At 53.2% G+C, this 21021-nt stretch carries 27 protein-coding genes; 14 read left to right on the top strand and 13 right to left on the bottom strand.

From position 1 onward, the window contains the following. Positions 1-43 precede the first annotated feature (43 nt). From V9K95_RS12330 to V9K95_RS12320, 3 genes are read left to right on the top strand one after another with little or no spacing between them, the layout of a single operon-like run. Positions 44-499: a carboxymuconolactone decarboxylase family protein gene (locus V9K95_RS12330; RefSeq protein ID WP_336440993.1), complete on the top strand. Its 456-nt coding sequence runs from the start codon at positions 44-46 to the stop codon at positions 497-499. Next, on the top strand, positions 486-1376 hold the full coding sequence (locus V9K95_RS12325) for a sigma-70 family RNA polymerase sigma factor (RefSeq protein ID WP_336440992.1): 891 nt from the start codon (positions 486-488) through the stop codon (positions 1374-1376). The genes V9K95_RS12330 and V9K95_RS12325 overlap by 14 nt, the downstream gene beginning before the upstream one ends. 30 nt (positions 1377-1406) lie before the next feature. After that, complete coding sequence (locus V9K95_RS12320; protein ID WP_336440991.1) at positions 1407-2195, top strand: PhzF family phenazine biosynthesis protein; 789 nt, start codon at positions 1407-1409, stop codon at positions 2193-2195. Here V9K95_RS12320 and V9K95_RS12315 read toward each other — a convergent pair. After that, entirely contained in the window at positions 2183-3517 is a 1335-nt protein-coding gene (locus V9K95_RS12315; RefSeq protein ID WP_336440990.1) for a dihydroorotase, read from the bottom strand. The two genes, V9K95_RS12320 and V9K95_RS12315, sit on opposite strands and share 13 nt — an antisense overlap. 74 nt (positions 3518-3591) lie before the next feature. Here V9K95_RS12315 and ygfZ point away from each other — a divergent pair, with 74 nt between their 5' ends. Genes ygfZ through V9K95_RS12290 form a run of 5 tightly spaced genes read left to right on the top strand, consistent with a single transcriptional unit; the run spans position 3592 to position 7088 of the window. Then, positions 3592-4440, top strand: coding sequence for a CAF17-like 4Fe-4S cluster assembly/insertion protein YgfZ (ygfZ, locus tag V9K95_RS12310; RefSeq protein ID WP_336440989.1), 849 nt, complete (start codon positions 3592-3594; stop codon positions 4438-4440). A gap of 12 nt (positions 4441-4452) precedes the next feature. Then, positions 4453-5091: an HD family hydrolase gene (locus tag V9K95_RS12305; RefSeq protein ID WP_115051827.1), complete on the top strand. Its 639-nt coding sequence runs from the start codon at positions 4453-4455 to the stop codon at positions 5089-5091. 3 nt (positions 5092-5094) lie between these two features. Further along, positions 5095-5616, top strand: coding sequence for a tyrosine phosphatase family protein (locus V9K95_RS12300; RefSeq protein WP_336440988.1), 522 nt, complete (start codon positions 5095-5097; stop codon positions 5614-5616). Then, positions 5613-6572, top strand: coding sequence for an NUDIX hydrolase (locus tag V9K95_RS12295; protein WP_336440987.1), 960 nt, complete (start codon positions 5613-5615; stop codon positions 6570-6572). Before V9K95_RS12300 ends, V9K95_RS12295 begins: the two co-directional genes overlap by 4 nt. 9 nt (positions 6573-6581) lie before the next feature. Next, positions 6582-7088 carry a cupin domain-containing protein gene (locus tag V9K95_RS12290; protein ID WP_336440986.1) on the top strand — a complete coding sequence of 169 codons (507 nt, stop codon included), beginning with the start codon at positions 6582-6584 and terminating at the stop codon, positions 7086-7088. On the opposite strand, the gene V9K95_RS12285 is transcribed toward V9K95_RS12290, so the two are convergent. Further along, entirely contained in the window at positions 7085-7969 is an 885-nt protein-coding gene (locus V9K95_RS12285; protein WP_442958558.1) for a VOC family protein, read from the bottom strand. The two genes, V9K95_RS12290 and V9K95_RS12285, sit on opposite strands and share 4 nt — an antisense overlap. A 187-nt stretch (positions 7970-8156) precedes the next feature. Between V9K95_RS12285 and V9K95_RS12280 the strand changes: the two genes are divergently transcribed. Next, positions 8157-8705, top strand: a complete 549-nt coding sequence (locus V9K95_RS12280) for an alpha/beta hydrolase (RefSeq protein ID WP_115051832.1) — start codon at positions 8157-8159, stop codon at positions 8703-8705. Between the two features lie 23 nt (positions 8706-8728). On the opposite strand, the gene V9K95_RS12275 is transcribed toward V9K95_RS12280, so the two are convergent. From V9K95_RS12275 to V9K95_RS12265, 3 genes are all read right to left on the bottom strand, one after another. Further along, positions 8729-9178 (bottom strand): thiol-disulfide oxidoreductase DCC family protein, encoded by a 450-nt coding sequence (locus V9K95_RS12275; protein WP_336440984.1) that lies wholly within the window; start codon positions 9176-9178, stop codon positions 8729-8731. A gap of 8 nt (positions 9179-9186) precedes the next feature. Further along, entirely contained in the window at positions 9187-9951 is a 765-nt protein-coding gene (locus V9K95_RS12270) for an HpcH/HpaI aldolase family protein (protein ID WP_336440983.1), read from the bottom strand. A gap of 158 nt (positions 9952-10109) precedes the next feature. Beyond that, positions 10110-10430, bottom strand: coding sequence for a DUF1476 domain-containing protein (locus V9K95_RS12265; protein WP_115051835.1), 321 nt, complete (start codon positions 10428-10430; stop codon positions 10110-10112). Positions 10431-10722: 292 nt separating this feature from the next. Between V9K95_RS12265 and purC the strand changes: the two genes are divergently transcribed. From purC to V9K95_RS12240, 5 genes are all read left to right on the top strand, one after another. Then, positions 10723-11487 carry a phosphoribosylaminoimidazolesuccinocarboxamide synthase gene (gene purC / locus V9K95_RS12260; protein WP_307283868.1) on the top strand — a complete coding sequence of 255 codons (765 nt, stop codon included), beginning with the start codon at positions 10723-10725 and terminating at the stop codon, positions 11485-11487. Positions 11488-11508: 21 nt separating this feature from the next. Further along, positions 11509-11748: a phosphoribosylformylglycinamidine synthase subunit PurS gene (gene purS, locus V9K95_RS12255; RefSeq protein ID WP_115051837.1), complete on the top strand. Its 240-nt coding sequence runs from the start codon at positions 11509-11511 to the stop codon at positions 11746-11748. Beyond that, positions 11748-12416: a phosphoribosylformylglycinamidine synthase subunit PurQ gene (gene purQ, locus V9K95_RS12250; RefSeq protein WP_115051838.1), complete on the top strand. Its 669-nt coding sequence runs from the start codon at positions 11748-11750 to the stop codon at positions 12414-12416. The genes purS and purQ overlap by 1 nt, the downstream gene beginning before the upstream one ends. 78 nt (positions 12417-12494) lie before the next feature. Then, entirely contained in the window at positions 12495-13154 is a 660-nt protein-coding gene (locus V9K95_RS12245; RefSeq protein WP_336440982.1) for a glutathione S-transferase family protein, read from the top strand. Positions 13155-13226: 72 nt separating this feature from the next. Next, positions 13227-13643 carry a hypothetical protein gene (locus V9K95_RS12240; protein WP_115051840.1) on the top strand — a complete coding sequence of 139 codons (417 nt, stop codon included), beginning with the start codon at positions 13227-13229 and terminating at the stop codon, positions 13641-13643. A 5-nt stretch (positions 13644-13648) separates the two neighbouring features. On the opposite strand, the gene panB is transcribed toward V9K95_RS12240, so the two are convergent. The 8 genes from panB to V9K95_RS12200 form a co-directional block, all read right to left on the bottom strand. Then, positions 13649-14464, bottom strand: a complete 816-nt coding sequence (gene panB / locus V9K95_RS12235; protein ID WP_336440981.1) for a 3-methyl-2-oxobutanoate hydroxymethyltransferase — start codon at positions 14462-14464, stop codon at positions 13649-13651. A 21-nt stretch (positions 14465-14485) separates the two neighbouring features. Further along, a complete protein-coding gene (gene panC / locus V9K95_RS12230; protein ID WP_336440980.1) occupies positions 14486-15331 on the bottom strand; it encodes a pantoate--beta-alanine ligase in 846 nt (281 codons plus the stop codon). Further along, complete coding sequence (gene nadC / locus V9K95_RS12225; protein WP_336440979.1) at positions 15328-16197, bottom strand: carboxylating nicotinate-nucleotide diphosphorylase; 870 nt, start codon at positions 16195-16197, stop codon at positions 15328-15330. Before nadC ends, panC begins: the two co-directional genes overlap by 4 nt. Beyond that, positions 16197-17756 (bottom strand): L-aspartate oxidase, encoded by a 1560-nt coding sequence (locus V9K95_RS12220; RefSeq protein WP_336440978.1) that lies wholly within the window; start codon positions 17754-17756, stop codon positions 16197-16199. The genes nadC and V9K95_RS12220 overlap by 1 nt, the downstream gene beginning before the upstream one ends. Positions 17757-17773: 17 nt before the next feature. Continuing rightward, positions 17774-18853 (bottom strand): quinolinate synthase NadA, encoded by a 1080-nt coding sequence (nadA, locus tag V9K95_RS12215; protein ID WP_336440977.1) that lies wholly within the window; start codon positions 18851-18853, stop codon positions 17774-17776. 225 nt (positions 18854-19078) lie between these two features. Continuing rightward, positions 19079-19300 carry a hypothetical protein gene (locus V9K95_RS12210; RefSeq protein WP_162802417.1) on the bottom strand — a complete coding sequence of 74 codons (222 nt, stop codon included), beginning with the start codon at positions 19298-19300 and terminating at the stop codon, positions 19079-19081. Positions 19301-19408: 108 nt separating this feature from the next. Beyond that, a complete protein-coding gene (locus tag V9K95_RS12205) occupies positions 19409-20587 on the bottom strand; it encodes a glycoside hydrolase family 5 protein (RefSeq protein WP_336440976.1) in 1179 nt (392 codons plus the stop codon). A 121-nt stretch (positions 20588-20708) separates the two neighbouring features. After that, positions 20709-20996 carry a PTS sugar transporter subunit IIB gene (locus tag V9K95_RS12200; RefSeq protein ID WP_115051846.1) on the bottom strand — a complete coding sequence of 96 codons (288 nt, stop codon included), beginning with the start codon at positions 20994-20996 and terminating at the stop codon, positions 20709-20711. Positions 20997-21021 lie beyond the last annotated feature (25 nt).

Raw genomic sequence — 21021 nt, 5'->3', positions numbered from 1 at the left:
CGTCTCGTATTCAGGCAACTGAATGCCACACAGGAGACAGATGATGAAAGCCAGATTAAATCCTATAAGTTTTGACGCTCTCAAGCCGATGCTTGTCATGAGTGAAGGCGTTGAAGGTAACGGCCTTGAAAAAAGCCTGCAAGAACTCGTCAAGTTGCGTGCATCCCAGATCAATGGCTGCGCCTATTGCCTCGATATGCATTCCAAGGATGCGCGTAAGCATGGCGAAACCGAGCAACGCATTTATTTGCTGAACGGCTGGAGAGAATCTCCATTATATAGCGATCGGGAAAGGGCTGCCTTGGCCTGGACAGAGGCGTTGACTCTGGTCTCGCAAACCCATGCGCCCGATAGTGATTATGAAGCCCTGAAGCTGCACTTCACTGACGAGGAAATTGTGAAATTGACGATGCTCATTGTCACCATCAACGGTTGGAACCGTATTGCCATCGGGTTCCGCTCCATACATCCGGTAGCAAAATCCAGTGTCGCAGCCTGACGACACGCTAGAAGCGTTCAACCGCCTGAGGCCTCGACTGACCCGGATTGCGTATCGCATGCTCGGGTCAGTCGCAGAGGCAGAGGATATTGTTCAAGAGGGCTTCATTCGCTGGCACAAGACCGACAAGTCGAGTGTTCGCAGTGAAGAAGCTTTCCTTGTCAGCATAATTACGCGCCTTTGCCTTGATCATCTGAAATCGGTGCGTGTGCGCAGGGAAAGATATGTAGGAGATTGGCTGCCAGAACCCATATTCGATCCATCTGACGAGGAGTCTGAAGGCGATCTTACCCTAACGCTTATGGTGGCGCTGGAACGATTGTCACCACTTGAGCGTGCCGCCTTTCTCTTGCATGATGTCTTTGGTCAGGACTTCAAGCAGATCTCCGAGACTATTAACCGGGATGCCGCCACGTGTCGGCAACTGGCTAGCCGGGCACGCAACCATGTGCAAAAAGCGAAGCCGAGATTTCCCGTGTCAGATGAGCAAGGCAGCAGGATCGCTGCGGCCTTCTTCAACGCGTCACGCACTGGCGACACACAGACACTTCAAACCCTTCTGGCAGATGACGTTGTTATGTATGCTGACGGCGGCGGAGTTAGGCTTTCGGTGGTCAAGCCAATTTACACAGCTGAGAACATAATGCGCTTTTTCGAGGGCGTTTCACGCCGTGCAGATTTCGAGCTTCCAACTCTGCTATTTGAAGGCCTGATTGATGGCTTGCATGGCTTTGCTACGATGGAGTCTGATGACCTGCCACAAACAACCGCTCTGGAAATCGAGAACGGGAAGATCAAGGCCATCTATGTCATGCGCAACCCGGAAAAACTTGGACATTTGCAGTTTGCGAAATTCCCGGCAAAGGGTACAGCTTGAGGCCACTCTTTTTGAATTCACAGGTGCCCAATGAAGACGCTGACAATGTACCAGGTGGATGCATTCACCACCGAGCTTTTTCGCGGCAATCCGGCAGCAGTGCTTGTTCTTGACGAATGGCTGCCGGTTGAAACCATGCAGAACATTGCCGCCGAGAATAATCTTGCAGAAACTGCCTTTGTCAAACGCAACGCAACTGGCTGGGATTTACGCTGGTTTACGCCAGTTCACGAAGTGAATTTCTGTGGTCATGCCACCCTTGCCTCATCCCATGTGCTGCTGCATGAACTGGGCATAAAAGGCGAATTGGTATTTGAGACAAGGGTCGGAGCCCTGCGCGTCAACAAAAAGCAATCAGCCTATCAGCTCGATTTTCCAAGCTTTCCGCCAGAGCCAGTGACCAATCTCCTCCCCGCGCTAAAAGATATTACTGCACGGGAAAATATCACGGCATTTCAGAATTTCGAGAATGTCTTCATTGAGCTTGAAAATGAGCAGGCGGTGCTTGATTTTGTTCCCGACCTGCCGAAAATTACAGAACTTGACCCGTTCGGACTGGTGATTACCGGCAAAGGTGAAGAGCATGATTTCGTATCGCGCTATTTTGTACCCCATGCCGGCATTCCGGAAGATCCGGTAACCGGATCAATACATTCAACGCTTGTGCCGTATTGGGCCGCGAAGCTTGGCAAAAATCATTTGTCCGCGTTTCAACGCTCAAAGCGTGGCGGACACTTGCTCTGCGAGCTTGCTGATGATCGTGTACTGATCAGCGGTGCAGCGGTGACGTTCATGAAGGCAGAGATTTATCTGCCTTGAAGTGCCTCACCAAATAGCACCGGCTCGCCTTGTGAGGGAGTGACGATCTCCCCCTCCCACATGATTTTAATGCCGCGCACAATAGTGCCTACAGGCCAGCCTGTGACGATCTTGCCGTCATAAGGAGTCCAGCCAGCCTTTGAACCCACCTGCGCATTGGTAATCGTTTCACGACGCTTCATATCGACAATTGTCAAATCCGCATCATAGCCTACGGAGATGCGACCCTTGCGAGCCATACCGAACAGGCGATTTGGACCATGCGAGCTAAGATCGACAAAGCGTTCAATGGAAAGGCGTCCGGCATTTACGTGGTCGAGCATGATCGGCACAAGTGTCTGCACGCCGGTCATGCCGGATGGTGACGCAGGATAGGGTTTGGACTTTTCTTCCAATGTGTGGGGCGCATGATCTGAGCCAAGCACGTCAACGATTCCCTGCCCGATTCCTCTCCAGACACCATCGCGATGACGGGCGTCGCGCACCGGTGGATTCATCTGAAGCAAGGTTCCAAGCGTTGCATATTGGCTGGCATCAAGCGTCAGATGATGCGGCGTTGCTTCACAGCTCGCCACATCCTTGTGTTGAGCAAGGAAGTCAATTTCCTCAGCGGTGGAGATATGCAAAACATGGATACGGGCACCGGTTTCACGGGCAATCCGTACCAGACGCTCGGTGCATTGAAGAGCTGCAATCTCATCGCGCCAGACCGGATGCGAGGACGGATCATTCGGGACGCGGAAGCTTTCGCGCTCACGCAGCCGGAACTCGTCCTCGGAATGGAATGCAGCGCGGCGGCGGGTATTTCTGAGGATTGAACGAACACCCTCATCGTCTTCAACAAGAAGATCACCGGTAGAGGAACCCATGAAAACCTTGATGCCTGCGGCACCTGGCAGACGCTCCAGTTCAGGAACATCATGCGCATTGTCACGCGTACCGCCAACCCAAAAGGCGAAATCGCAATGCATGCGGTGCTTGCCACGACGGACCTTGTCTTCGAGGGTTTCGGCTGAAGTCGTCAACGGCTTGGTATTGGGCATTTCGAAAACCGCCGTGACACCGCCAAGAACGGCCGAACGGGATCCACTTTCCAGGTCTTCCTTGTGTTCGAGGCCGGGCTCACGAAAATGCACCTGGCTGTCGACGACGCCGGGAAGAATATGCAGGCCAGTCGCATCGATGATTTCGCCCGCCGATGCGGTGCCCAGATTGCCAATGGCCGCAATTCGCCCACTGATGATACCGATATCGCGCAAACCGACACCATCCTGATTGACAACCATGCCGCTTCGATAAATCGTGTCGAATGTTTGAGCCATTTGCATCTCCTTCACCTTGCGAACCCGTCCCGAGCGGATTACGTAACAGGAACAGATAAGGCAAGGATAATGCAATGCCATCGGCACTTTTAAACGGAAGAGCGATCCTCAGCGTTACAGGCGAAGAAGCAGAGAGCTTCCTGCAAAACCTGATCACCACAGATCTCGATAATCTGCAAAGAGGCAAACTCAGACCTGGGGCCCTTCTGAGCCCTCAAGGCAAGATCATGTTCGAGTTTCTGATTTCACGATCGGCCGATGGCTTGCGTCTCGACATTTTGCAGTCTGTGATCGATGATTTTGCCAAGCGTCTGAGCCTCTATAAGCTGCGCGCCAAAGTACAGATTTCCATTGATTCTGAATCGCTTGTGGCCGTTTCATGGGGAAATGAGTCAAGCGTCTCAGAATCTGATTCTACGGTTCGGGATGAGCGCTTTCCTGGCGACCTCAACGTTTGCCGCCACTATGGCGATACCGCTATCAATGGCGATGCCGACGCGTGGACGCGTCTGCGGATTGCTCATGGTGTGGCCGAAGCACCTATAGACTATGCGCTGGGTGATGCCTTTCCGCATGACATCAATTTCGATCAGATCAATGGTGTTTCGTTTAAGAAGGGCTGCTTCATCGGCCAGGAGGTCGTTTCCCGGATGCAGCATCGCGGAACTGCACGACGGCGAATCCTTATTGTCGACAGCCCGGTGGACCTGCCCCCAACAGGAACATCCATAACGGCAAATGGACGTGAGCTTGGTACTTTGGGAAGCGCTGCCGGACGAAGCGGGCTAGCCCTTGTCCGTATCGACCGCGTTAAAGATGCGATCGATAGTGAAACTCCCATTTTGGCAGGAGATATTGCTATCGACCTTGCCATTCCACCCGAACACCGGTTTACATTTCCCGTGACTGCGCAGGAAGCGTAACAGGGAATTATAATGTCAGAAAGGGCCGCGCCCAGACAGGACGATTCAATCGAGCCGGAAATGCGGGCTTGGCAGCGCATGTTGTCGGGCCGACGCCTAGATTTGCTTGATCCATCGCCACTGGATATCGAGATTGAAGACATAGCACAGGGCCTCTCACGGGTAGCCCGCTGGAACGGCCAAACGACAGGCGAACATGCTTACTCCGTCGCTCAGCACTCGCTATTGGTGGAGGAAATATTTGGCCGCCTCTTCCCACAGATAACAACCGAGCAAAGACTGATCGCACTTTTGCATGACGCCCCGGAATATGTCATTGGCGATATGATTTCGCCGTTCAAAGCCGTGGTCGGAGGCGATTACAAGGCCGTTGAGTTGCGATTGCAGCACGCCATACATTTGAGGTTTTCGCTCACTCCGATCATCAGTCAGGAGCTTCGCAGGCAAATAAAACGCGCCGATGCCGTGGCCGCATATCACGAAGCGACACTGCTCGCGGGTTTTTTGCCCGATGAAGCAGTCCAGTTTTTCGGACGCCCGCGTGGTATTGACCCGCAAGGCCTGGACTTGACACCACTTCCCACACAAAATGCCCAGAACGCGTTTTTATTGCGCTTTGCTGCGTTAGATCAACAGCGCATCAAAGGATAGACTATGCCGCATCTCATTGTATCACCCGTCTCGCGTATCGCTGAAACAGCGTCACGTTTTGGTGTTAGGGATATGCTCACTCTCATGAATGTCGGCTCGCAATTCAACCGACCGGTCGAGATTGAGGAAGCACGCCATTTATTCATTGGTTTCAATGACATCACAGAGCCATCTGATGGAATGATTCATCCCTCTGTCGATCATATCAGTCAGTTTATTGAGTTTGTGCGGCGCTGGGATCGAAAAGCTCCCTTGCTCATTCATTGCTATGCCGGAATCTCGCGTTCTACTGCTGGAGCTTACATTACTGCACTCGCACTCAATCCGGATTTGGACGAAACCAAATTGGCGCAAACACTCCGCCGCAATGCTCCATCTGCAACGCCGAATGCTTTGCTGGTTGCGCTTGCTGACGATCTGCTGGATCGCAAAGGACGCATGGTGGACGCGATAAAGGCCATTGGCCGCGGCGAAGACGCCTTTGAGGGCACCCCCTTCATTCTTCCGCTAACGGCAGACACATGACGACCGCGCTCAATGCAGTTGAAATCAATCTGAGTGCAGCAATCGCTGCTGTCGCCAATAATGATCCTCTTATCTTGACGACCTCTTCCAGTGGCCAACCGGAAAGAGATGAATTGCCCTTCGGTCCATTCAACCCACTTGAACATCGCACTTTTGAAACCGGCTTGCGCGAATGGGTGGCCGAGCAAACGCCGCTCCAACTCGGATATGTCGAGCAGCTTTATACTTTCGGCGATCGGGGCAGGCACAAAACGGTCGAAGATCGCGGATTGCACGTTGTTTCTGTCGGATATCTTGCACTTACCCGCATTTCCGAAAATAGCAGCGAGCAACTTCGCAAATCAGGCGCACGCTGGCGAAACTGGTATTCCTTTTTGCCGTGGGAAGACTGGCGCGGCGGCAAGCCCGCCATGATCGACGAAGAAATTCGCCCTGCCTTGCAGGAATGGGCGGAGGCAAACGCATTACCGTCTCGGCTAAGCCGTTTTCGCATGGCCTTTGGTGATGAGAATATAGCTTGGGATGAAGAACGCGTGCTTGAGCGCTATGAGCTTTTATATGAGGCGGGACTTATCGAGGAAGCGATACGCGACGGGCGGGCTGACAGAACTCCTGCACGCTGCCTGCCCGGCCTCGCCATGAGCTTTGATCACCGCCGCATCTTGGCAACGGCGATCTCCAGACTGCGTGCGAAGCTGAAATATCGTCCAGTAGTCTTTGAACTGATGCCGCCCGCCTTCACCTTGACGGCACTGCAAGAGACCGTTGAAGCTATTTCCGGACGTCATTTACACAAACAGAACTTTCGACGGCTTGTCGAAACCACGGAATTGGTGGAGCCGACCGGTGCTGAGCAGATACAAGCACGGGGGCGTCCCGCCGCACTTTACCAGTTCCGGCATAACGTTCTTGAGGAGCGAAGTGTAGCGGGCCTCAGGGTTGGTAACCGGTCATAGGAGCTGCAAATGAATGACAAGCCTACATCCATGAACGCCGACGGCATTTTCGAGCCATTTTCCTCGGAGGACGTTCCGGTTGAAGAGTGGTCGCAAGGCACACGCTTCGGCAGCACCTATCGGTATTTATCAGGATTTGGCGGCTCAACCCATGTCGGGGTTCAGCTTGAAGAACTTTCACCGGGAATGGAATCGAGCCTCAACCACTATCACATGCTTGAGGAAGAGCATGCCTTCGTTCTCGAAGGTGAAATGACTTTGAAGCTTGGCGATAAGACATATGTCATGAAGGCAGGGCACTACGTCTGCTTTCCCGCCGGTCAAAAAGCTGGGCATTCATTTTACAATCACAGCGATGCACCCTGCCGTTTCCTGATGATCGGAGAGAAAAACCCTAATGAGGTGTTGTTCTATCCGGAAAATCAACGTGTCGGCGTCCGCCTTATGGGCGAAGGCTATGTGCGATCCTCCCAGATTGAATACTGGGAGCGTGTCGATACGGATAAGCCGGGTTAAGCTTTGGCCGGAACAATACGGATAACATTGCCCCAAGGGTCAATGATCTCACGCTCTTCCTTTGCATCCGCCGAGCTGAACTCAGCCCAGGCCAAGCCGGATCGATCCTTGTCACGGCGTCCGGCTCCCCGGCTCTGCCAGGCATTTGCAGCCACGTGGTGATGGTAGCCGCCTGTGGACATGAACACAGCACCGGCACCATAGGCAGCAACGGTTTGAAGACCAAGCTCCTTATGCCACCATGCTTCAGCTTCCTTGGCGTTGCCGACCCGCAAGTGGAGGTGGCCGACCATGGTTCCATCTGGAGCAGCTGTCCAAGGCTGGGCTGTGGCTTCGGTCAGGAGATTGCCGACATCCAGCGGTTCCGTTGCCATTGTCACAGCAGAGCCATTCCATGTCCATTTTTCATGCGGGCGGTCAGCGTAGATTTCAATGCCGTTACCTTCAGGATCGGTCAGGTAGATCGCCTCGCTGACCAGATGGTCCGATGCACCGACAATAGGTGTGCGCTGATCAATCGCGCGCCTCGCCCATCGCGCCAGATCAGCCCGCTCCGGCAGCAGAAAAGCCGTGTGATAAAGTCCGGCGCTTTGCGGATCATCGGCACGGACGGTGGCCTGTTCTATTTCAAGCAGCGGCGTTTCGCCGGCACCCAGTATGATCGATTGTCCCTTGCGTGAGATTTCGCGCAAGCCCACCACATCCTGATAATAGCTTGAAAGCAGATCAGCATCCTTGGCTTTTATGCCAATCTTCGACACATAAGTCGGGGCTGTTGCAGCAAAAGATACGTCCGTCATTTTTGCCTCCGCGCGCGTACTGGCCACCGTTCCGACAAGGGCTAAAGTTCCACCAACCAGTTCCCGGCGTGTAAATTGCATCGTACTTCGCATTGTTCGTTTCGTTGTGATGAAAATCGGCTTTCACCACCTCCTGCACAAGAGCCGTGGCGGCGAACAGGCTGTTCGCAAATAATGAACTATGAAACGAGCATTGTTTACCGGATCGAGAGGGATCCCCGTTGTGTTCGATATTGCGAAATAGGCGCAACTTTCCTAAATACGGCACATGAAAGTTAAAGATACCGATATTCTTATCATTCCCGGCTACACAAATTCCGGTCCTGATCATTGGCAAAGCCGTTGGGAAAGCAAGCTTTCCACAGCGCGCCGGGTCGAGCAGGCCGAATGGTCAAAGCCGGTTCGTGAAGATTGGGTTGCAGCAGTTGCCAAGGCAATAAATGAGGCAACACGCCCCGTCGTGGTGGTCGCTCATTCTCTCGGCGTGCCTACATTTATCCATGCTCTTCCTCATGTCGGCGATAAGGTCAAAGGCGCATTTCTGGTTACGCCTCCAGATGTTTCCAATCCGAAAATCCGGCCGAAGCATCTCATGACCTTCGGCCCCTACCCTCGCGAGCCCTTCACATTTCCGTCGATGGTGGTTGCAAGCCGGAATGATCATTATTGCAGCTATGAAGTTGCCGACGATCTGGCGGCGGCTTGGGGATCAGTGATTGTGGATGCTGGAGAGTCCGGTCATCTCAATTCGGAGTCCGGTCATGGGCCTTGGCCGGAAGGAACGATGGTCTTTGCGCAATTCCTCTCCAAGCTTTGATCAATGAAACGACCTATTGCTGATCATCCTAAAAATCGATCAGCGTGGGATGGGTCAGGCGCGTAGCAGCTATTGCGAATGCTGAACCAGTTGAGGCGATTTCGGGCAATATAATCGTAAAGCCAATCGCGAAACAAATGCGGGGCAATTTGGGCAGCACAAGCCATCGACCAGGGAAATCCCAAGATCTCTATTGCTCGCAGCGATCCATCCGACTTGATCCGGATCATCCCCTTCTCGAGCAAAATGTTTGACTCATAGTCCTGAGAAACGAGCCCATAGTGCCGAAAAAGAGCACTGCCAAGCGAAGATTGCGCCGACAGGAACCGGAAACGCCGCTTCTTGTCGGCACGCAAAAGGAAATTGACGAAGCCGGAGCATAGGACGCAGTTTCCATCGAAGATCAGGATGGGGTGATCGTCAGGAAAGTCAGGTACCGAGGGATCTGCGCGATAGCTGAAGGCCTTGCGCATGGCTTGGTTTACACTTCTATCTCGTTCAATAGGCTTTGCACGCCATCAGTTAGATAGGTTGTGTCCACAGCAAGCGGCAAATAGGTAAATCCCAGAGCGGAAAAACGTTTCGCCAATGCTGCATTGCCGGCATAGATTCCGGCAAGTTTACCAGCGGCTTTGGAGCGCCTTGCGATTTCGGTCAAAGGCTCAATGATCGCTTCGGAACCAGCATTGACTTCCGTGCCATTGCTCCACGCAATTGAAAAATCCGAGGGGCCAACGAAAATACCGTCGATTCCGTCGACAGCGAGAATATCGTCCAAAGCTTCATATGCTGCGCGGGTTTCGATCATGGCAAAGGCCAACGTGTCCGTGTTGGTCTGTTCGAGGTATCCGCCAGAACCGCCCGAGACATAGCCACCTGGGCGACCGCGCAACTGGCCCCAGGAACGTTCGCCCAATGGCGGATATTTCATCGCTGCGGCAAAAAGCTTTGCATCAGCCACTGTGTTGATCATGGGCGCAATAACAGCTTCAGCGCCTATATCCAAAGCCCTGCTTGCCATGTCAAAGCGGCCAACCGGCACGCGAACTGCGGTGTGCTTTCCGGCACTGCGCAACACGCCGGTCAATGCAACAACGCTGGCGGTGTCATGTGCGCCATGCTGCATATCGAGCAGGACAGCGGAAAGCCTTGTGCGGCAAAGGGCTTCCATCACCAGGGTATCGGTCATGCTGGACCAGCCGGAATAAATTGTTTCTCCGGCTCTGAGACGCGACGCTAATGACATGATTCTTACCTTCCCTGTGACCATTCATATTGCAAACGCAGAACAATGCCGGTCAAGGTCAAAGAAAACAAAAATCCTTCGCGGATTGTCGCAATTATCGCTGCAATAAAAAACCGCCCCGTAGGGCGGCTTGTATAAATAATCAGTATCGGCTCGGCTTACGAAGCGCTTTCGATCTGGCGAATAGCCTCGATCATCAGTTCTTCCATCGTCCGGCGGATACGATGATCGGACTTGTCGACGCCTGCGGCATCAAAATCTGCCCGGATCTTGCGGAACACATCTTCGTCACCAGCTTCATGAAAATCTGCAACGATGACTTCCTTGGCATAGGCTTCGGCTTCCTCGCCGGTCTTGCCCAGCTTTTCCGCAGCCCAAAGGCCAAGCAGCTTGTTACGCCGTGCTTCTGCGCGGAATTTTACTTCGGCATCATGCGCGTATTTATTTTCAGCTGCGTTTTTGCGATCTTCCATGCTCATCTTTTATTGCTCCCGCAAATGGTTGGGTAATCCCTATATATCTGGTCTTGCGGCGTTTTTCAGGCAGAACCACATATAGATCGTGTCCAAGTCTCCTATAAACACTTCGCAAAAAATCGAAAGTCTCAATTCAACTTCATTGCCTATAGCGTCTTAGCAGCGCTTTATAACCCATAAAACAGGGGAGCTCTACAATGCATCATTGTGAAATGCTTGCTTTTGCGATAGTTAGCGCGCCAACATGACGGCTTGGACCAAGGCCGACCGATAACTCCAATACCAGAGATTTTAAATGAACCGTCGCCGCCGTGTCTACGAAGGCAAAGCCAAAATCCTTTATGAAGGACCAGAACCAGGCACTCTGGTGCAGCACTTCAAAGATGATACAACAGTGCTCCATCCGAAGAAAAGCGAAGTGATTGACGGCAAAGGTGTCCTCAACAACCGCATTTCGGAATATATCTTCACGCAATTGAACCGTATGGGGATACCGACGCACTTCATCCGCCGCCTTAACATGCGCGAGCAGTTGATCAAGGAAGTCGAGATTATTCCGCTGCAGGTCGTTGTGCGCAATATCGCCGCCGGATCGCTCGCCAAGCGTCTGGGCATCGAAGAAGGCACCGTCCTGCCGCGCTCGATTATCGAGTTCTATTATAAAAATGATGAACTCGACGATCCAATGGTTTCCGAAGAGCACATTACGGCGTTCGGTTGGGCAGCGCCGCAGGAAATTGATGACATCATGGCACTGGCCATTCGCATCAATGACTTTCTGAGCGGATTGTTTCTTGGTGTGGGAATTCAGCTTGTCGATTTCAAAATCGAATGTGGCAGGCTATATGAAGGCGAAATGATGCGCATAGTTCTCGCCGATGAATTTACGCCGGATTCCGCAAGGCTCTGGGACAGCCAGACCGCCGAAAAGATGGATAAGGATCGGTTCCGCCGCGACATGGGCGGACTTATCGAAGCCTATCAGGAAGTGGCGCGCCGTCTGGGCATCATGAATGAAAACGATCAGACGCGCCCGAGCGGGCCGGTTCTGGTTAAATAGCACTCGACGGAGAAACAGGTAATGAAGGCACGTGTCACTGTAACCTTGAAAAATGGCGTTCTTGATCCACAGGGCAAGGCAATTGTTGGCGCGTTGGGCAGTCTGGGCTTTGACGGCATCGGTTCCGTGCGTCAGGGCAAGGTATTTGACGTCGAACTCGATGGCAGCGACAAGGCGGGTGCTGAGACAAAACTCAAGGCAATGTGCGAACAGCTGCTGGCCAATACTGTGATCGAAGATTATTCGGTGGAGCTTCTTTAATGAAATCAGCAGTCGTTCTCCTTCCCGGCCTCAATCGTGACCGCGATATGATTGCGGCGCTGACAAAAATCTCCGGCGTTGAGCCTCAGACGGTCTGGCAGACAGATACCGAAGTGCCAGATGTCGATCTGATCGTTATCCCAGGCGGTTTCTCCTATGGCGATTATCTGCGTTGCGGGGCAATTGCAGCGCGCATGCCTGTCATGCAGGCTATTCGTGAAAAGGCCAACAAAGGCGTCATGGTAATGGGCGTCTGCAACGGTTTCCAGATTCTCCTGGAAGCAGGCCTTCTGCCGGGAGCCTTGATGCGTAACGCTTCGCTGAAGTTCGTTTGCCGTCAGGTGAAGCTCGAAATCACCAATGCCAATACGCCATTTACCCGCGGCTATTCGCATGGTCAGATCATCAGCAGTCCGGTAGCGCATCATGACGGCAATTATTTTGCCGATGCAGAAACGCTTGCCCGCGTCGAAGGTGAAGGCCAGGTGGTTTTCCGCTATGCCGAAGGCACCAATCCAAATGGCTCCATCAATAACATTGCCGGCATTATCAACAAACAAGGCAATGTTCTGGGCCTGATGCCTCATCCGGAAAATCTGATTGAGGCCGCCCATGGGGGAACCGATGGCCGTGCGTTGTTTGCTGGTATTCTCGGGGTTGCCGCCTGAGTAGAATCCTATACGTTTGGTGAATGCTGTTTCAGCGGGGAGTGCGTTGAAACAGCGTTTCAAACGGAGGAACCAGACATGAAACTTTATTCGCGGCCGCTATCCCCCTATTCCTCCATCGTGCGCTGCATCGCCTACTACAAGAAGGCTCCAATCAAGGTTGTCGCCCCGCCCCCGGGTTTTCCAATCCCGGAAGAATTCCGGGCAATCTCGCCCTTTAATCGTATTCCGGTTTTGATAACCGGTTCGGGGCTTACAATTGTTGAGGCCTCCGTCATTGCAGAATATCTGGAAGAGCATTTTCCCGAACCATCATTGCTACCTGCCGATTCGCGCGATCGCGCCATCGTGCGCATGACGACACGCATCGCGGAACTCGAAGTTCTGGCGCCAGTCATGGAATTGTTCGAGTTGTTCCACCGGAAGTCCAAAGACGATGCCCGTATAGCCAAGCTGTTCAAACAGATGGAAATCGGTTTAACCGAACTTGAGAAGTTCTTGAGCGATGGTCCTTATGCACTCGGCAATGAAATGACATTGGCAGATGCCTGGCTGACCCCGACCCGGTTTGTCTTCAACAATTTCCGGAAAGTATCGGGCCGGGAAGATCTTCTCAGCGATTTTCCAAAGTTCGATGCCTATCAGCAACTGATTCTTCAGGATTCGGACCTATCACTGGTCTGGTACGAGATGTCGGATGGCCTCAAAGTTTTCCTGAAAGAACTTGAGCCTGCCTGAATCCACGAGAATTAGACCCATATCCCGCCCGTGAGCGGCAGCCGGTACATGACCGGGTACTGGAGAATGAATATGAAGATACCGGGATTCGGCGTTGCCGTAGTTGTCACCCTTGCAGCACTCGCCGGATGCCAGTCCACCAGCAAGCCCGGCCCAGGCGGCTTGGCATTCTCCTCCAGCAAGGCAGCGCTTCCAACAATGGAACGCGTTGCGCTTGCCGCAAACAGCTGCTGGTTTAAATCCGGCGATTCAAGCTTCAAGCCTTATCGTCTTGCTCCCGAGCTTAACTCGTTTTCTGGCCGCCCGCGCATTCTGGTTGTACCCGGCAACAATCCTGGCGGACGCCCTCTGCTGGTGGTTCATGCAGAAGGAAATCCTGCCAAAGTGGAAGCATTTGGTCCGCTGATGAGCAATTCGCTAGGCAATCGTATCGCATCGGATGTTCGCCGCTGGGCCGATGGACAATCGGATTGCAGCGCCAAAGGCTAGCCACGCTATTTCAGCGGATAGACGTTTTCATCGCCCGGGAACTGGCGTGAGCGAACGTCGTCCGCATAGGCCTTGACCGCTTGGTCAATTGCATCACCCACCGCGCCATAGACTTTCACGAAACGCGGTGGCTTCGGGTTATAGCCAAGCATGTCTTCCAATACCAGGATTTGGCCATCGCATTCGCGCGAGCCGCCAATTCCAATCGTAGGAATTGCAATCTCGCGGGAGATTTCGGCAGCAAGCGGCTCAACAACGCCTTCAATAACGACCGAAAATGCTCCGGCTTCAGATACGGCCTGTGCGTCTGCCTTGATAAGCGGCCAAAGCGCGGTATCGCGACCTTGAGTTTTGAACCCGCCAAGAGTGTTGATTGACTGCGGTGTCAGACCGATATGCGCCATGACCGGAATGCCGCGCTGGGTGAGGAAACGGATGGTCCCAGCCATTTGCACGCCACCCTCAAGCTTCACCGCACCACACCCGGTTTCCTGCATGACACGGGATGCGCTACGAAAAGCAGCTTCAGGGCTTTCCTCATAGGAACCGAACGGCATATCGACAACAACCATTGCCTTTTTCGAGCCGCGCACGACTGCCTTGCCATGCATGATCATCATGTCGAGCGTCACGCCGAGCGTCGAATCCATTGCATATAAAACCATGCCAAGGCTGTCGCCGACGAGAAGGATATCTCCATGTTCATCGGCAATGCGAGCAGTTGTAGCGTGATATGAGGTCAAGGCAACGATGGGTGTCGCACCCTTACGGCTCTTGATTTCCGGCGCAGTTATGCGGCGTGTGATGACTTGCTGGCTCATGATTATCCCCCCAACCCGATTTCAGCCGATAACCTGCTGATCGATTAACCGCACTTTGCCAAAGCGAACGGTTAAAAGCACAACGACGGGCTGCTTAAACTTGCCTGACACAGGATCCAGTGTTTCGGCATCGCGAATATCGACTGATTCAACGATCCCGCGCTTTTCCGTCTCAAGTACCGCGCGAACGGCATTGCGTATTGCCGGCACTGAGCGCTGGCCCTGCGCCACCATCTCTTCTGCTTTTGCAAGCGACTTTGCCAAGACAACCGAGGCCTTGCGATCTTCAGGTTTCAGCATTGCATTGCGGGACGAGCAGGCCAGTCCGTCATGTTCACGCACCGTTGCAACACCTGTAATTTCAATCGGCATATCCAGATCAGCCACCATGCGGCGTATAATGGTCAGCTGCTGATAGTCTTTTTCACCGAAGAAGGCATGATCCGGCTGCACGATGTTGAACAGCTTCGTGACGACTGTCGTTACGCCACGGAAATGTCCCGGGCGGATTTTCCCGATCAGGATTCGGGAGAGCAGCGGATTATCAACAATCGTGTGTGCGCCCGGCCGATAAATTTCAGCAACTTCCGGGGTGAAAACATAATCCACACCTTCCGCTTCAAGCTTGGCGAGATCGCCCTTCATGTCGCGTGGATAGGCAGCGAGATCTTCATTCGGGCCGAACTGGGTGGGATTGACGAAAATGGACACAACCGTAATGTCACAAGCTCGCTTGGCCTCATGAACCAGCGCCATATGACCTACATGCAGATATCCCATTGTCGGGACCAACCCAACGGATTTTCCCTGCTGGCGTTCAGACTTCAGCGCAGCCCGAAGCTCCGCGGTTGTAGCAATGACTTTCATGTCAGTACAATATCCAGTCCAATATCCAGCGTTGGCGCTGCCATAGTGATTTTTGATGTCGATATGTAATCAACACCGGTTTCCGCAACAGCTTTGATCGTGTCGAAGGTAATATTGCCGGAAGCTTCCAGCTTGGCACGCCCTGCGTTGATTTTCACCGCCTTTTCAAGCAGTTCCGGCCGCATATTATCAAGAAGAATCACATCGGCATTCACGCTGAGCGCTTCCTCGAATTGATCGATGCCGTCTACCTCCACCTCAATTTTTACCAAATGTCCCGCATAGGCCCTCGCCGCGAGAATTGCCTTGGCTACGCTACCAGCCACAGCAATATGATTATCCTTTATCAAAACGGCGTCGTCGAGACCAAAACGATGATTTGATCCGCCGCCACATTTCACCGCATATTTAGCAAAGGCACGCATACCCGGAATGGTTTTTCGCGTGTCGCAAACCTTTGCATTCGTGTGAGCAATGAGATCGGCAAATTTGGCCGTATAACTGGCAATACCGCTAAGATGCATAAGAAAATTCAAAGCGACACGCTCGGCGGAAAGAATGGATCGCGCATTTCCCTCTATCCGCGCAATGTCCTCACCGGGCTTTACACGAGTACCGTCCTTTGTGAGCATTATAAAATTCAGCGAAGGATCAATCAGCGCAAAGGCCGTGCGGGCAAAGCTCATGCCGCAGATGGTTCCTGCCTCACGGCTCGATAGAACTGCTCGCGCAGTCGCATCTTCCGGCAAGGTAGCATTGGTGGTGATATCGCCCGCCCTGCCCAAATCTTCGAGCAAGGCAGAACGCACGGCCTCGTCCACCAGCAATTGTGGCAGCGATGGTGGATAGGCGAGCTGCGAGACCATCAGGCGAACTCCATCAATTCATTTACCGTCAATTCGGCATCAGCAAGCGTCAGAAACGTCCTGTGCTGCCATTCAGGACGTTTCTCGGGGAAATCGGTACGGAAATGCCCGCCGCGGCTCTCGTGGCGTCTGAGGGCGCTTACGGCGACGAGCTTGGCCGTCGCGAGCACGTTGCGGAAAGCGGCATCCCGATTGGAGCGCTCCAGTTCTACGATGATCCTCAATCCTGCCAGCATGCCATCTCTGTCGCGGACCACCCCAAAACTCTCGCTCATTGCCTTGCGCAGGATCGTCATCGCTTCCGTATCATTTTCGGCAGTCAGATCGTCGCGATCAACTGACCCCTTAGACCAATCCTGCGACTTCCCATCATTGACTGCACCAATCTTGGCGGCAATGCGTGCAGAAAAGACTACAGCTTCAAGCAGCGAATTGGAGGCAAGCCTATTGGCACCATGCGCACCCGTGGACGTGCACTCGCCACAGGCCCACAGACCATCAATGGATGTTTGCCCATCCGCATCGGTCAAAATTCCGCCCATGAAGTAATGGGCTGCGGGAACAACGGGTATGGGCTCCGTTACCGGATCGATACCGGCGTCGCGGCAATATTTGTAGACGGTGGGAAACTCCTCAGCAAACGAAGCACCAACGGCCTTGGTGCAATCCAGCCAAGCGCCTCGCCCACTCATGACTTCGGCGTAAATTCCCCGCGCGACAACATCGCGCGGCGCAAGTTCGGCATCTGGATCAATTTTAAGCATGAAGCGCTCGCCATTACGATTGATCAGCGTGGCGCCGTGACCGCGCAAGGCTTCAGTAGCCAAAGGCGCCGGGTCTTTGTTCACATCCAAGGCAGTCGGGTGGAACTGAACGAACTCCATATCGGCCATCATTGCACCGGCGCGGGCAGCCATACCAATGCCCTCACCCCGTGCTTCTGACGGATTGGTTGTCACAGCATAAAGGTGCCCGATCCCGCCCGTGGCAATGACCACTGTTCGCGATTGCAGCTTAACCTGTGCACCCCGACCGGCCTCTGTGCGCGCTATGACCCCTGAAACTGAACCGTGGCTGACCATGAGATCTTCCACGACATAGCCTTCCATCACGCGGATCGAAGGCGTGTTTTCAACGGTCTTGACCAGAGCCTGCATAATAGCGCGCCCTGCCATGTCGCCGCGAACCCGAACGATCCGGCTTTCGGAATGAGCGGCCTCGCGGGAAACCTGAAGCTTCCCTTCCAGATCGCGATCGAACGGCACACCATATCCGAGCAAATCATGAACGCGCGAGGCGGCTTCGCTGGCCATCAGCGAGGCGATGACCTCATCAACGATGCCATCACCTGCCGCAACTGTATCAGCGACGTGCTTATCCTTGGTGTCTCCTTCCGATACGGCAGCGGCGATACCTGCCTGTGCCCAGGCAGAAGATGCCCCCCGCCCAATCGGCGCCGCCGCAAGAATCGTGACTGGCCGGGGTGCCAGCTTCAACGCGCAAAACAAGCCCGCTAGTCCGCCGCCAATGATGATGACGGGATCGGATTGAGTTGACATGGGTGTCGCCTCCGGCGTCAGTTGTTCAGATTGACCATGCGTTCGACAGCAAGCCGCGCACGCGCGCCTATCAGCGGATCGACATGAATTTCGTCACGCATATAGACAAGGCTTTCAAGGATATTGGGCAGGGTGATGCGCTTCATGTGCGGGCATAGATTGCATGGCTTGATGAACTTCACCTCCGGCACTTCCGACTCGATGTTGGACGCCATTGAGCATTCCGTAACGAGCAGCACTTTGGCTGGACGATTATCCTTGACGTAATCGATCATACCTTTCGTCGAACCGGTATAATCCGCAATCGCAACAACTGATGGAGGGCATTCAGGGTGAGCTATGATCTGGATTTCCGGATCAGCAGCGCGATAGGCAAGAAGTTCGTCCGCTGTGAAGCGCTCATGCACTTCGCAATGCCCTTTCCAGGTGAGAATCTTTACATCAGTCTGCGCTGCTACGTTTTGCGCCAGGAATTCATCGGGAATGCAAAGAACGCGGTCCACGCCGAAGCTTTCGACAACCTGCACTGCATTTGCCGAGGTGCAGCAAATGTCGCTTTCCGCTTTCACCTCAGCCGAGGTGTTCACATAGGTAACAATCGGAACGCCCGGGTAAGTTTCTCGCAATAGCCGCACATCAGCACCCGTGATCGACTCCGCCAGCGAACAACCCGCCTTCATGTCGGGGATCAAGACTGTCTTGGAAGGATTGAGCAGTTTCGATGTCTCGGCCATAAAGTGGACGCCGCATTGGATAATGATTTCAGCGTCGACCTTCGTGGCTTCCTTGGCAAGTTGCAGCGAGTCGCCAACAATATCCGCTACGCAATGGAAAATTTCCGGCGTTTGGTAATTATGGGCAAGGATTACTGCATTGCGCTGCTTCTTCAGCCGATTGATTGCAGCCACGTAGGGCGCATAGACCGGCCATTCGATGCGGGGAATGTGATGCGCCACACGGGCATAAAGATGCTCAGTCTCCGCAGCAACCTCAGGCGTGTAAGTAAGGTCCGGCATTTCGAGGATACCAAAGCGTTCCGCTGCGGACTGGCTCACGGAACTGCTTGCTGCAGCTTTGGTGCGGATAGTGTTGGTCATATCCATATTCCTCCTGGACATCCAATCCGGCGTAAGCCTCTCGGCACCGCCACCGATCATTTATACTCAATATGAGCATATTTATGATCAAAAGAAAAACGGCAAGGCCGCTGCGTTCTAGATAGTGGATTATTTTGTCGGCTTCAAGTGCATGATTTTTGAACTTTAGTCGAAAAACCTGCGGCGTATCAGAATATCGTCTCATACGCCGCGCAATCGAACGTTCTAACTGGATGTTTTATAGTAACGATTATTGTAATAGCGTCGGCTTTCCCGCTCACGCTTATACGGGCTATCGCCACCCACACGCTGCGTGCAATTGGTGAACACAGTTGGGTTCATGTCAGTCGGTCTATCGCACCATACGAGCGGACTTACACTACCCGAATTGGCACAACCTGTGAGGGTGATGGCTCCCAGAACCAATGCTGACAGAGCTAATTTCATTTCATTTTCCTCGGATACTTATAATGTGCAGAACGTTCGGGATTGATACATCATCCCTATTTAGAACCTAATCACATCTGTTCAACTGCTTGGGATCATTATTACGCATCAGGGTTGCAATCGTTTGCGAATGGGTTCGAATTCGGCCGTTGGCTGTCGTTTTAATGGATCAGGCTTGTTTGCTTCGATGGCATCCCAGTATTTCCAGTTTACTTTTCCGGATCCCAGCTCGTAATCCATGCCGTCCCAGCTATCCTCTCGAAAGCTATAAAATGCCCAGTGCAGCTTGTTTGCTTCCAAAGCAGTGAGAACATCATCCAAATAGGATTTGCAGCCCGCAAGGCGTCGCATACAGCCAAACTCTCCAGCAACCAGCCGATTGAGCGGTACCCCTCGCGCCTTTGCCCAATCTACCGGCAGTGCGAGATATTGCGATACTTTTTGTGCGTTCCATTCGACTTTCTCGCCACCAAACGGAACCGTTCCCGGATAAGAATAGGGTTTCTCCCGCTTCATATTGGGTGCGCTCGTTGCTTCATAAGGTTCATACATGTGAAAGCTGTAGAGCACCCTCGTGTCGGCAAGTGCAGACGGCCAGTAACCGAAAGCATCCGCGGCGCCATACCAACCCGCATCCACCATTATAGGCGTAGCAGGATCGACCTTTCTGATTTCTTTTATCAGGAACTCATAGAAGGCTGGCAAATCGCGAGCACTACCCTTTTGTTGATCGTACCAAGCTTGCATCACATTTGCAGGAGCATGCTCACCCACACCGCCCATCTTTTCCGGAGCAGGTTCGTTGATCAGATTATAGGCCGCTATGGATGGCTCGTCTTTCAGCGCCGTAGCGATTTCCCGCCAAAAACGCGCGGCATCCTGCCACTTCGCTTTGTCCTGCCAGAGACGGTCATCAAACTTTCCATCATTATTCTGCGCCCATCGCATCCAAGGCAAAGACAGTGGCGCAATGACAACCTTCAGCCCGGCCTTATGAGCGCGAGATAATGTTTGTTTCAGATTTGCCAAATCTTCTGGTGGTATCCCCTCGTAATGATCAGCATTTCCAATGAGAACGTCGCGCTGGGCGGGTTTCCACTTGTCATAAGACAGCCGAACCCAGGTCGCCCCATACTTTCGCAAAGCATCGAAATAGGCTTGGTCCGGAGGAAGACGATTAAAGCTATTGCCGCCATGCTGGGGATGATCCCAGAAGCCAATGAGATCGGCAGCTCTCGAATTGCCCGCCAAGCTTAGAAAAAGCAAAATTGCCGCCAGAATACGCATACAAACACCGCCTCCATAATCAAAAGCGTCGATTGCGCGAAGAGTGAGGCTTTATTTTGCCGAATACTCGCAAAACCACCGCCCGGATTAATGGGCGGCGGCTACTCCGATTGCGTTAGAATCAAGCTTTGAGAATGGCTTCAATTTTGTCGAGGACGTCGTCCTTGCCAATGCCCGTGAGGAACGCCAGTGTTGTAATGGCTGGCTTACCCAAGTCTTTTGGCAATTGCGCTGTCGATACGACAAGATCGACATCTGCGACATGACTGGCAACTTCGGTGGTTTTGCATTGCCGCGTTGCGATGCTTATGCCGCGCTTTTTCAATGCGTCTTCAACCGCATGAGCAACAACGGTCGACGTGGCAATGCCGGTGCCGCAAGCAAATAGTACAGTCTTTGGTTTAGTCATTTATGCCCCCCTGATTCACGCCTGC

Origin of the sequence: Phyllobacterium sp. CCNWLW183 (assembly GCF_037203775.1) — a bacterium.
In the GTDB taxonomy this organism is placed as follows: domain Bacteria; phylum Pseudomonadota; class Alphaproteobacteria; order Rhizobiales; family Rhizobiaceae; genus Phyllobacterium; species Phyllobacterium ifriqiyense.
Note: the sequence above shows the minus strand (reverse complement) of the source record. Positions and strands in the feature narration are given on the sequence as shown.

Coding starts and splice junctions, on each gene's coding strand:
- V9K95_RS12245 (WP_336440982.1), top strand. CDS start 12,495: ATGAAACTTTATTCGCGGCCGCTATCCCCCTATTCCTCCATCGTGCGC.
- panC (WP_336440980.1), bottom strand. CDS start 15,331: ATGAAAGTCATTGCTACAACCGCGGAGCTTCGGGCTGCGCTGAAGTCT.
- V9K95_RS12205 (WP_336440976.1), bottom strand. CDS start 20,587: ATGCGTATTCTGGCGGCAATTTTGCTTTTTCTAAGCTTGGCGGGCAAT.
- V9K95_RS12275 (WP_336440984.1), bottom strand. CDS start 9,178: ATGCGCAAGGCCTTCAGCTATCGCGCAGATCCCTCGGTACCTGACTTT.
- nadC (WP_336440979.1), bottom strand. CDS start 16,197: ATGGTCTCGCAGCTCGCCTATCCACCATCGCTGCCACAATTGCTGGTG.
- V9K95_RS12300 (WP_336440988.1), top strand. CDS start 5,095: ATGCCGCATCTCATTGTATCACCCGTCTCGCGTATCGCTGAAACAGCG.
- V9K95_RS12330 (WP_336440993.1), top strand. CDS start 44: ATGAAAGCCAGATTAAATCCTATAAGTTTTGACGCTCTCAAGCCGATG.
- purQ (WP_115051838.1), top strand. CDS start 11,748: ATGAAATCAGCAGTCGTTCTCCTTCCCGGCCTCAATCGTGACCGCGAT.
- V9K95_RS12280 (WP_115051832.1), top strand. CDS start 8,157: ATGAAAGTTAAAGATACCGATATTCTTATCATTCCCGGCTACACAAAT.
- V9K95_RS12200 (WP_115051846.1), bottom strand. CDS start 20,996: ATGACTAAACCAAAGACTGTACTATTTGCTTGCGGCACCGGCATTGCC.
- V9K95_RS12270 (WP_336440983.1), bottom strand. CDS start 9,951: ATGTCATTAGCGTCGCGTCTCAGAGCCGGAGAAACAATTTATTCCGGC.
- V9K95_RS12220 (WP_336440978.1), bottom strand. CDS start 17,756: ATGTCAACTCAATCCGATCCCGTCATCATCATTGGCGGCGGACTAGCG.
- nadA (WP_336440977.1), bottom strand. CDS start 18,853: ATGACCAACACTATCCGCACCAAAGCTGCAGCAAGCAGTTCCGTGAGC.
- V9K95_RS12305 (WP_115051827.1), top strand. CDS start 4,453: ATGTCAGAAAGGGCCGCGCCCAGACAGGACGATTCAATCGAGCCGGAA.
- V9K95_RS12265 (WP_115051835.1), bottom strand. CDS start 10,430: ATGAGCATGGAAGATCGCAAAAACGCAGCTGAAAATAAATACGCGCAT.
- V9K95_RS12290 (WP_336440986.1), top strand. CDS start 6,582: ATGAATGACAAGCCTACATCCATGAACGCCGACGGCATTTTCGAGCCA.
- V9K95_RS12315 (WP_336440990.1), bottom strand. CDS start 3,517: ATGGCTCAAACATTCGACACGATTTATCGAAGCGGCATGGTTGTCAAT.
- V9K95_RS12210 (WP_162802417.1), bottom strand. CDS start 19,300: ATGAAATTAGCTCTGTCAGCATTGGTTCTGGGAGCCATCACCCTCACA.
- V9K95_RS12320 (WP_336440991.1), top strand. CDS start 1,407: ATGAAGACGCTGACAATGTACCAGGTGGATGCATTCACCACCGAGCTT.
- panB (WP_336440981.1), bottom strand. CDS start 14,464: ATGAGCCAGCAAGTCATCACACGCCGCATAACTGCGCCGGAAATCAAG.
- purC (WP_307283868.1), top strand. CDS start 10,723: ATGAACCGTCGCCGCCGTGTCTACGAAGGCAAAGCCAAAATCCTTTAT.
- V9K95_RS12285 (WP_442958558.1), bottom strand. CDS start 7,969: ATGCAATTTACACGCCGGGAACTGGTTGGTGGAACTTTAGCCCTTGTC.
- V9K95_RS12240 (WP_115051840.1), top strand. CDS start 13,227: ATGAAGATACCGGGATTCGGCGTTGCCGTAGTTGTCACCCTTGCAGCA.
- purS (WP_115051837.1), top strand. CDS start 11,509: ATGAAGGCACGTGTCACTGTAACCTTGAAAAATGGCGTTCTTGATCCA.
- ygfZ (WP_336440989.1), top strand. CDS start 3,592: ATGCCATCGGCACTTTTAAACGGAAGAGCGATCCTCAGCGTTACAGGC.
- V9K95_RS12295 (WP_336440987.1), top strand. CDS start 5,613: ATGACGACCGCGCTCAATGCAGTTGAAATCAATCTGAGTGCAGCAATC.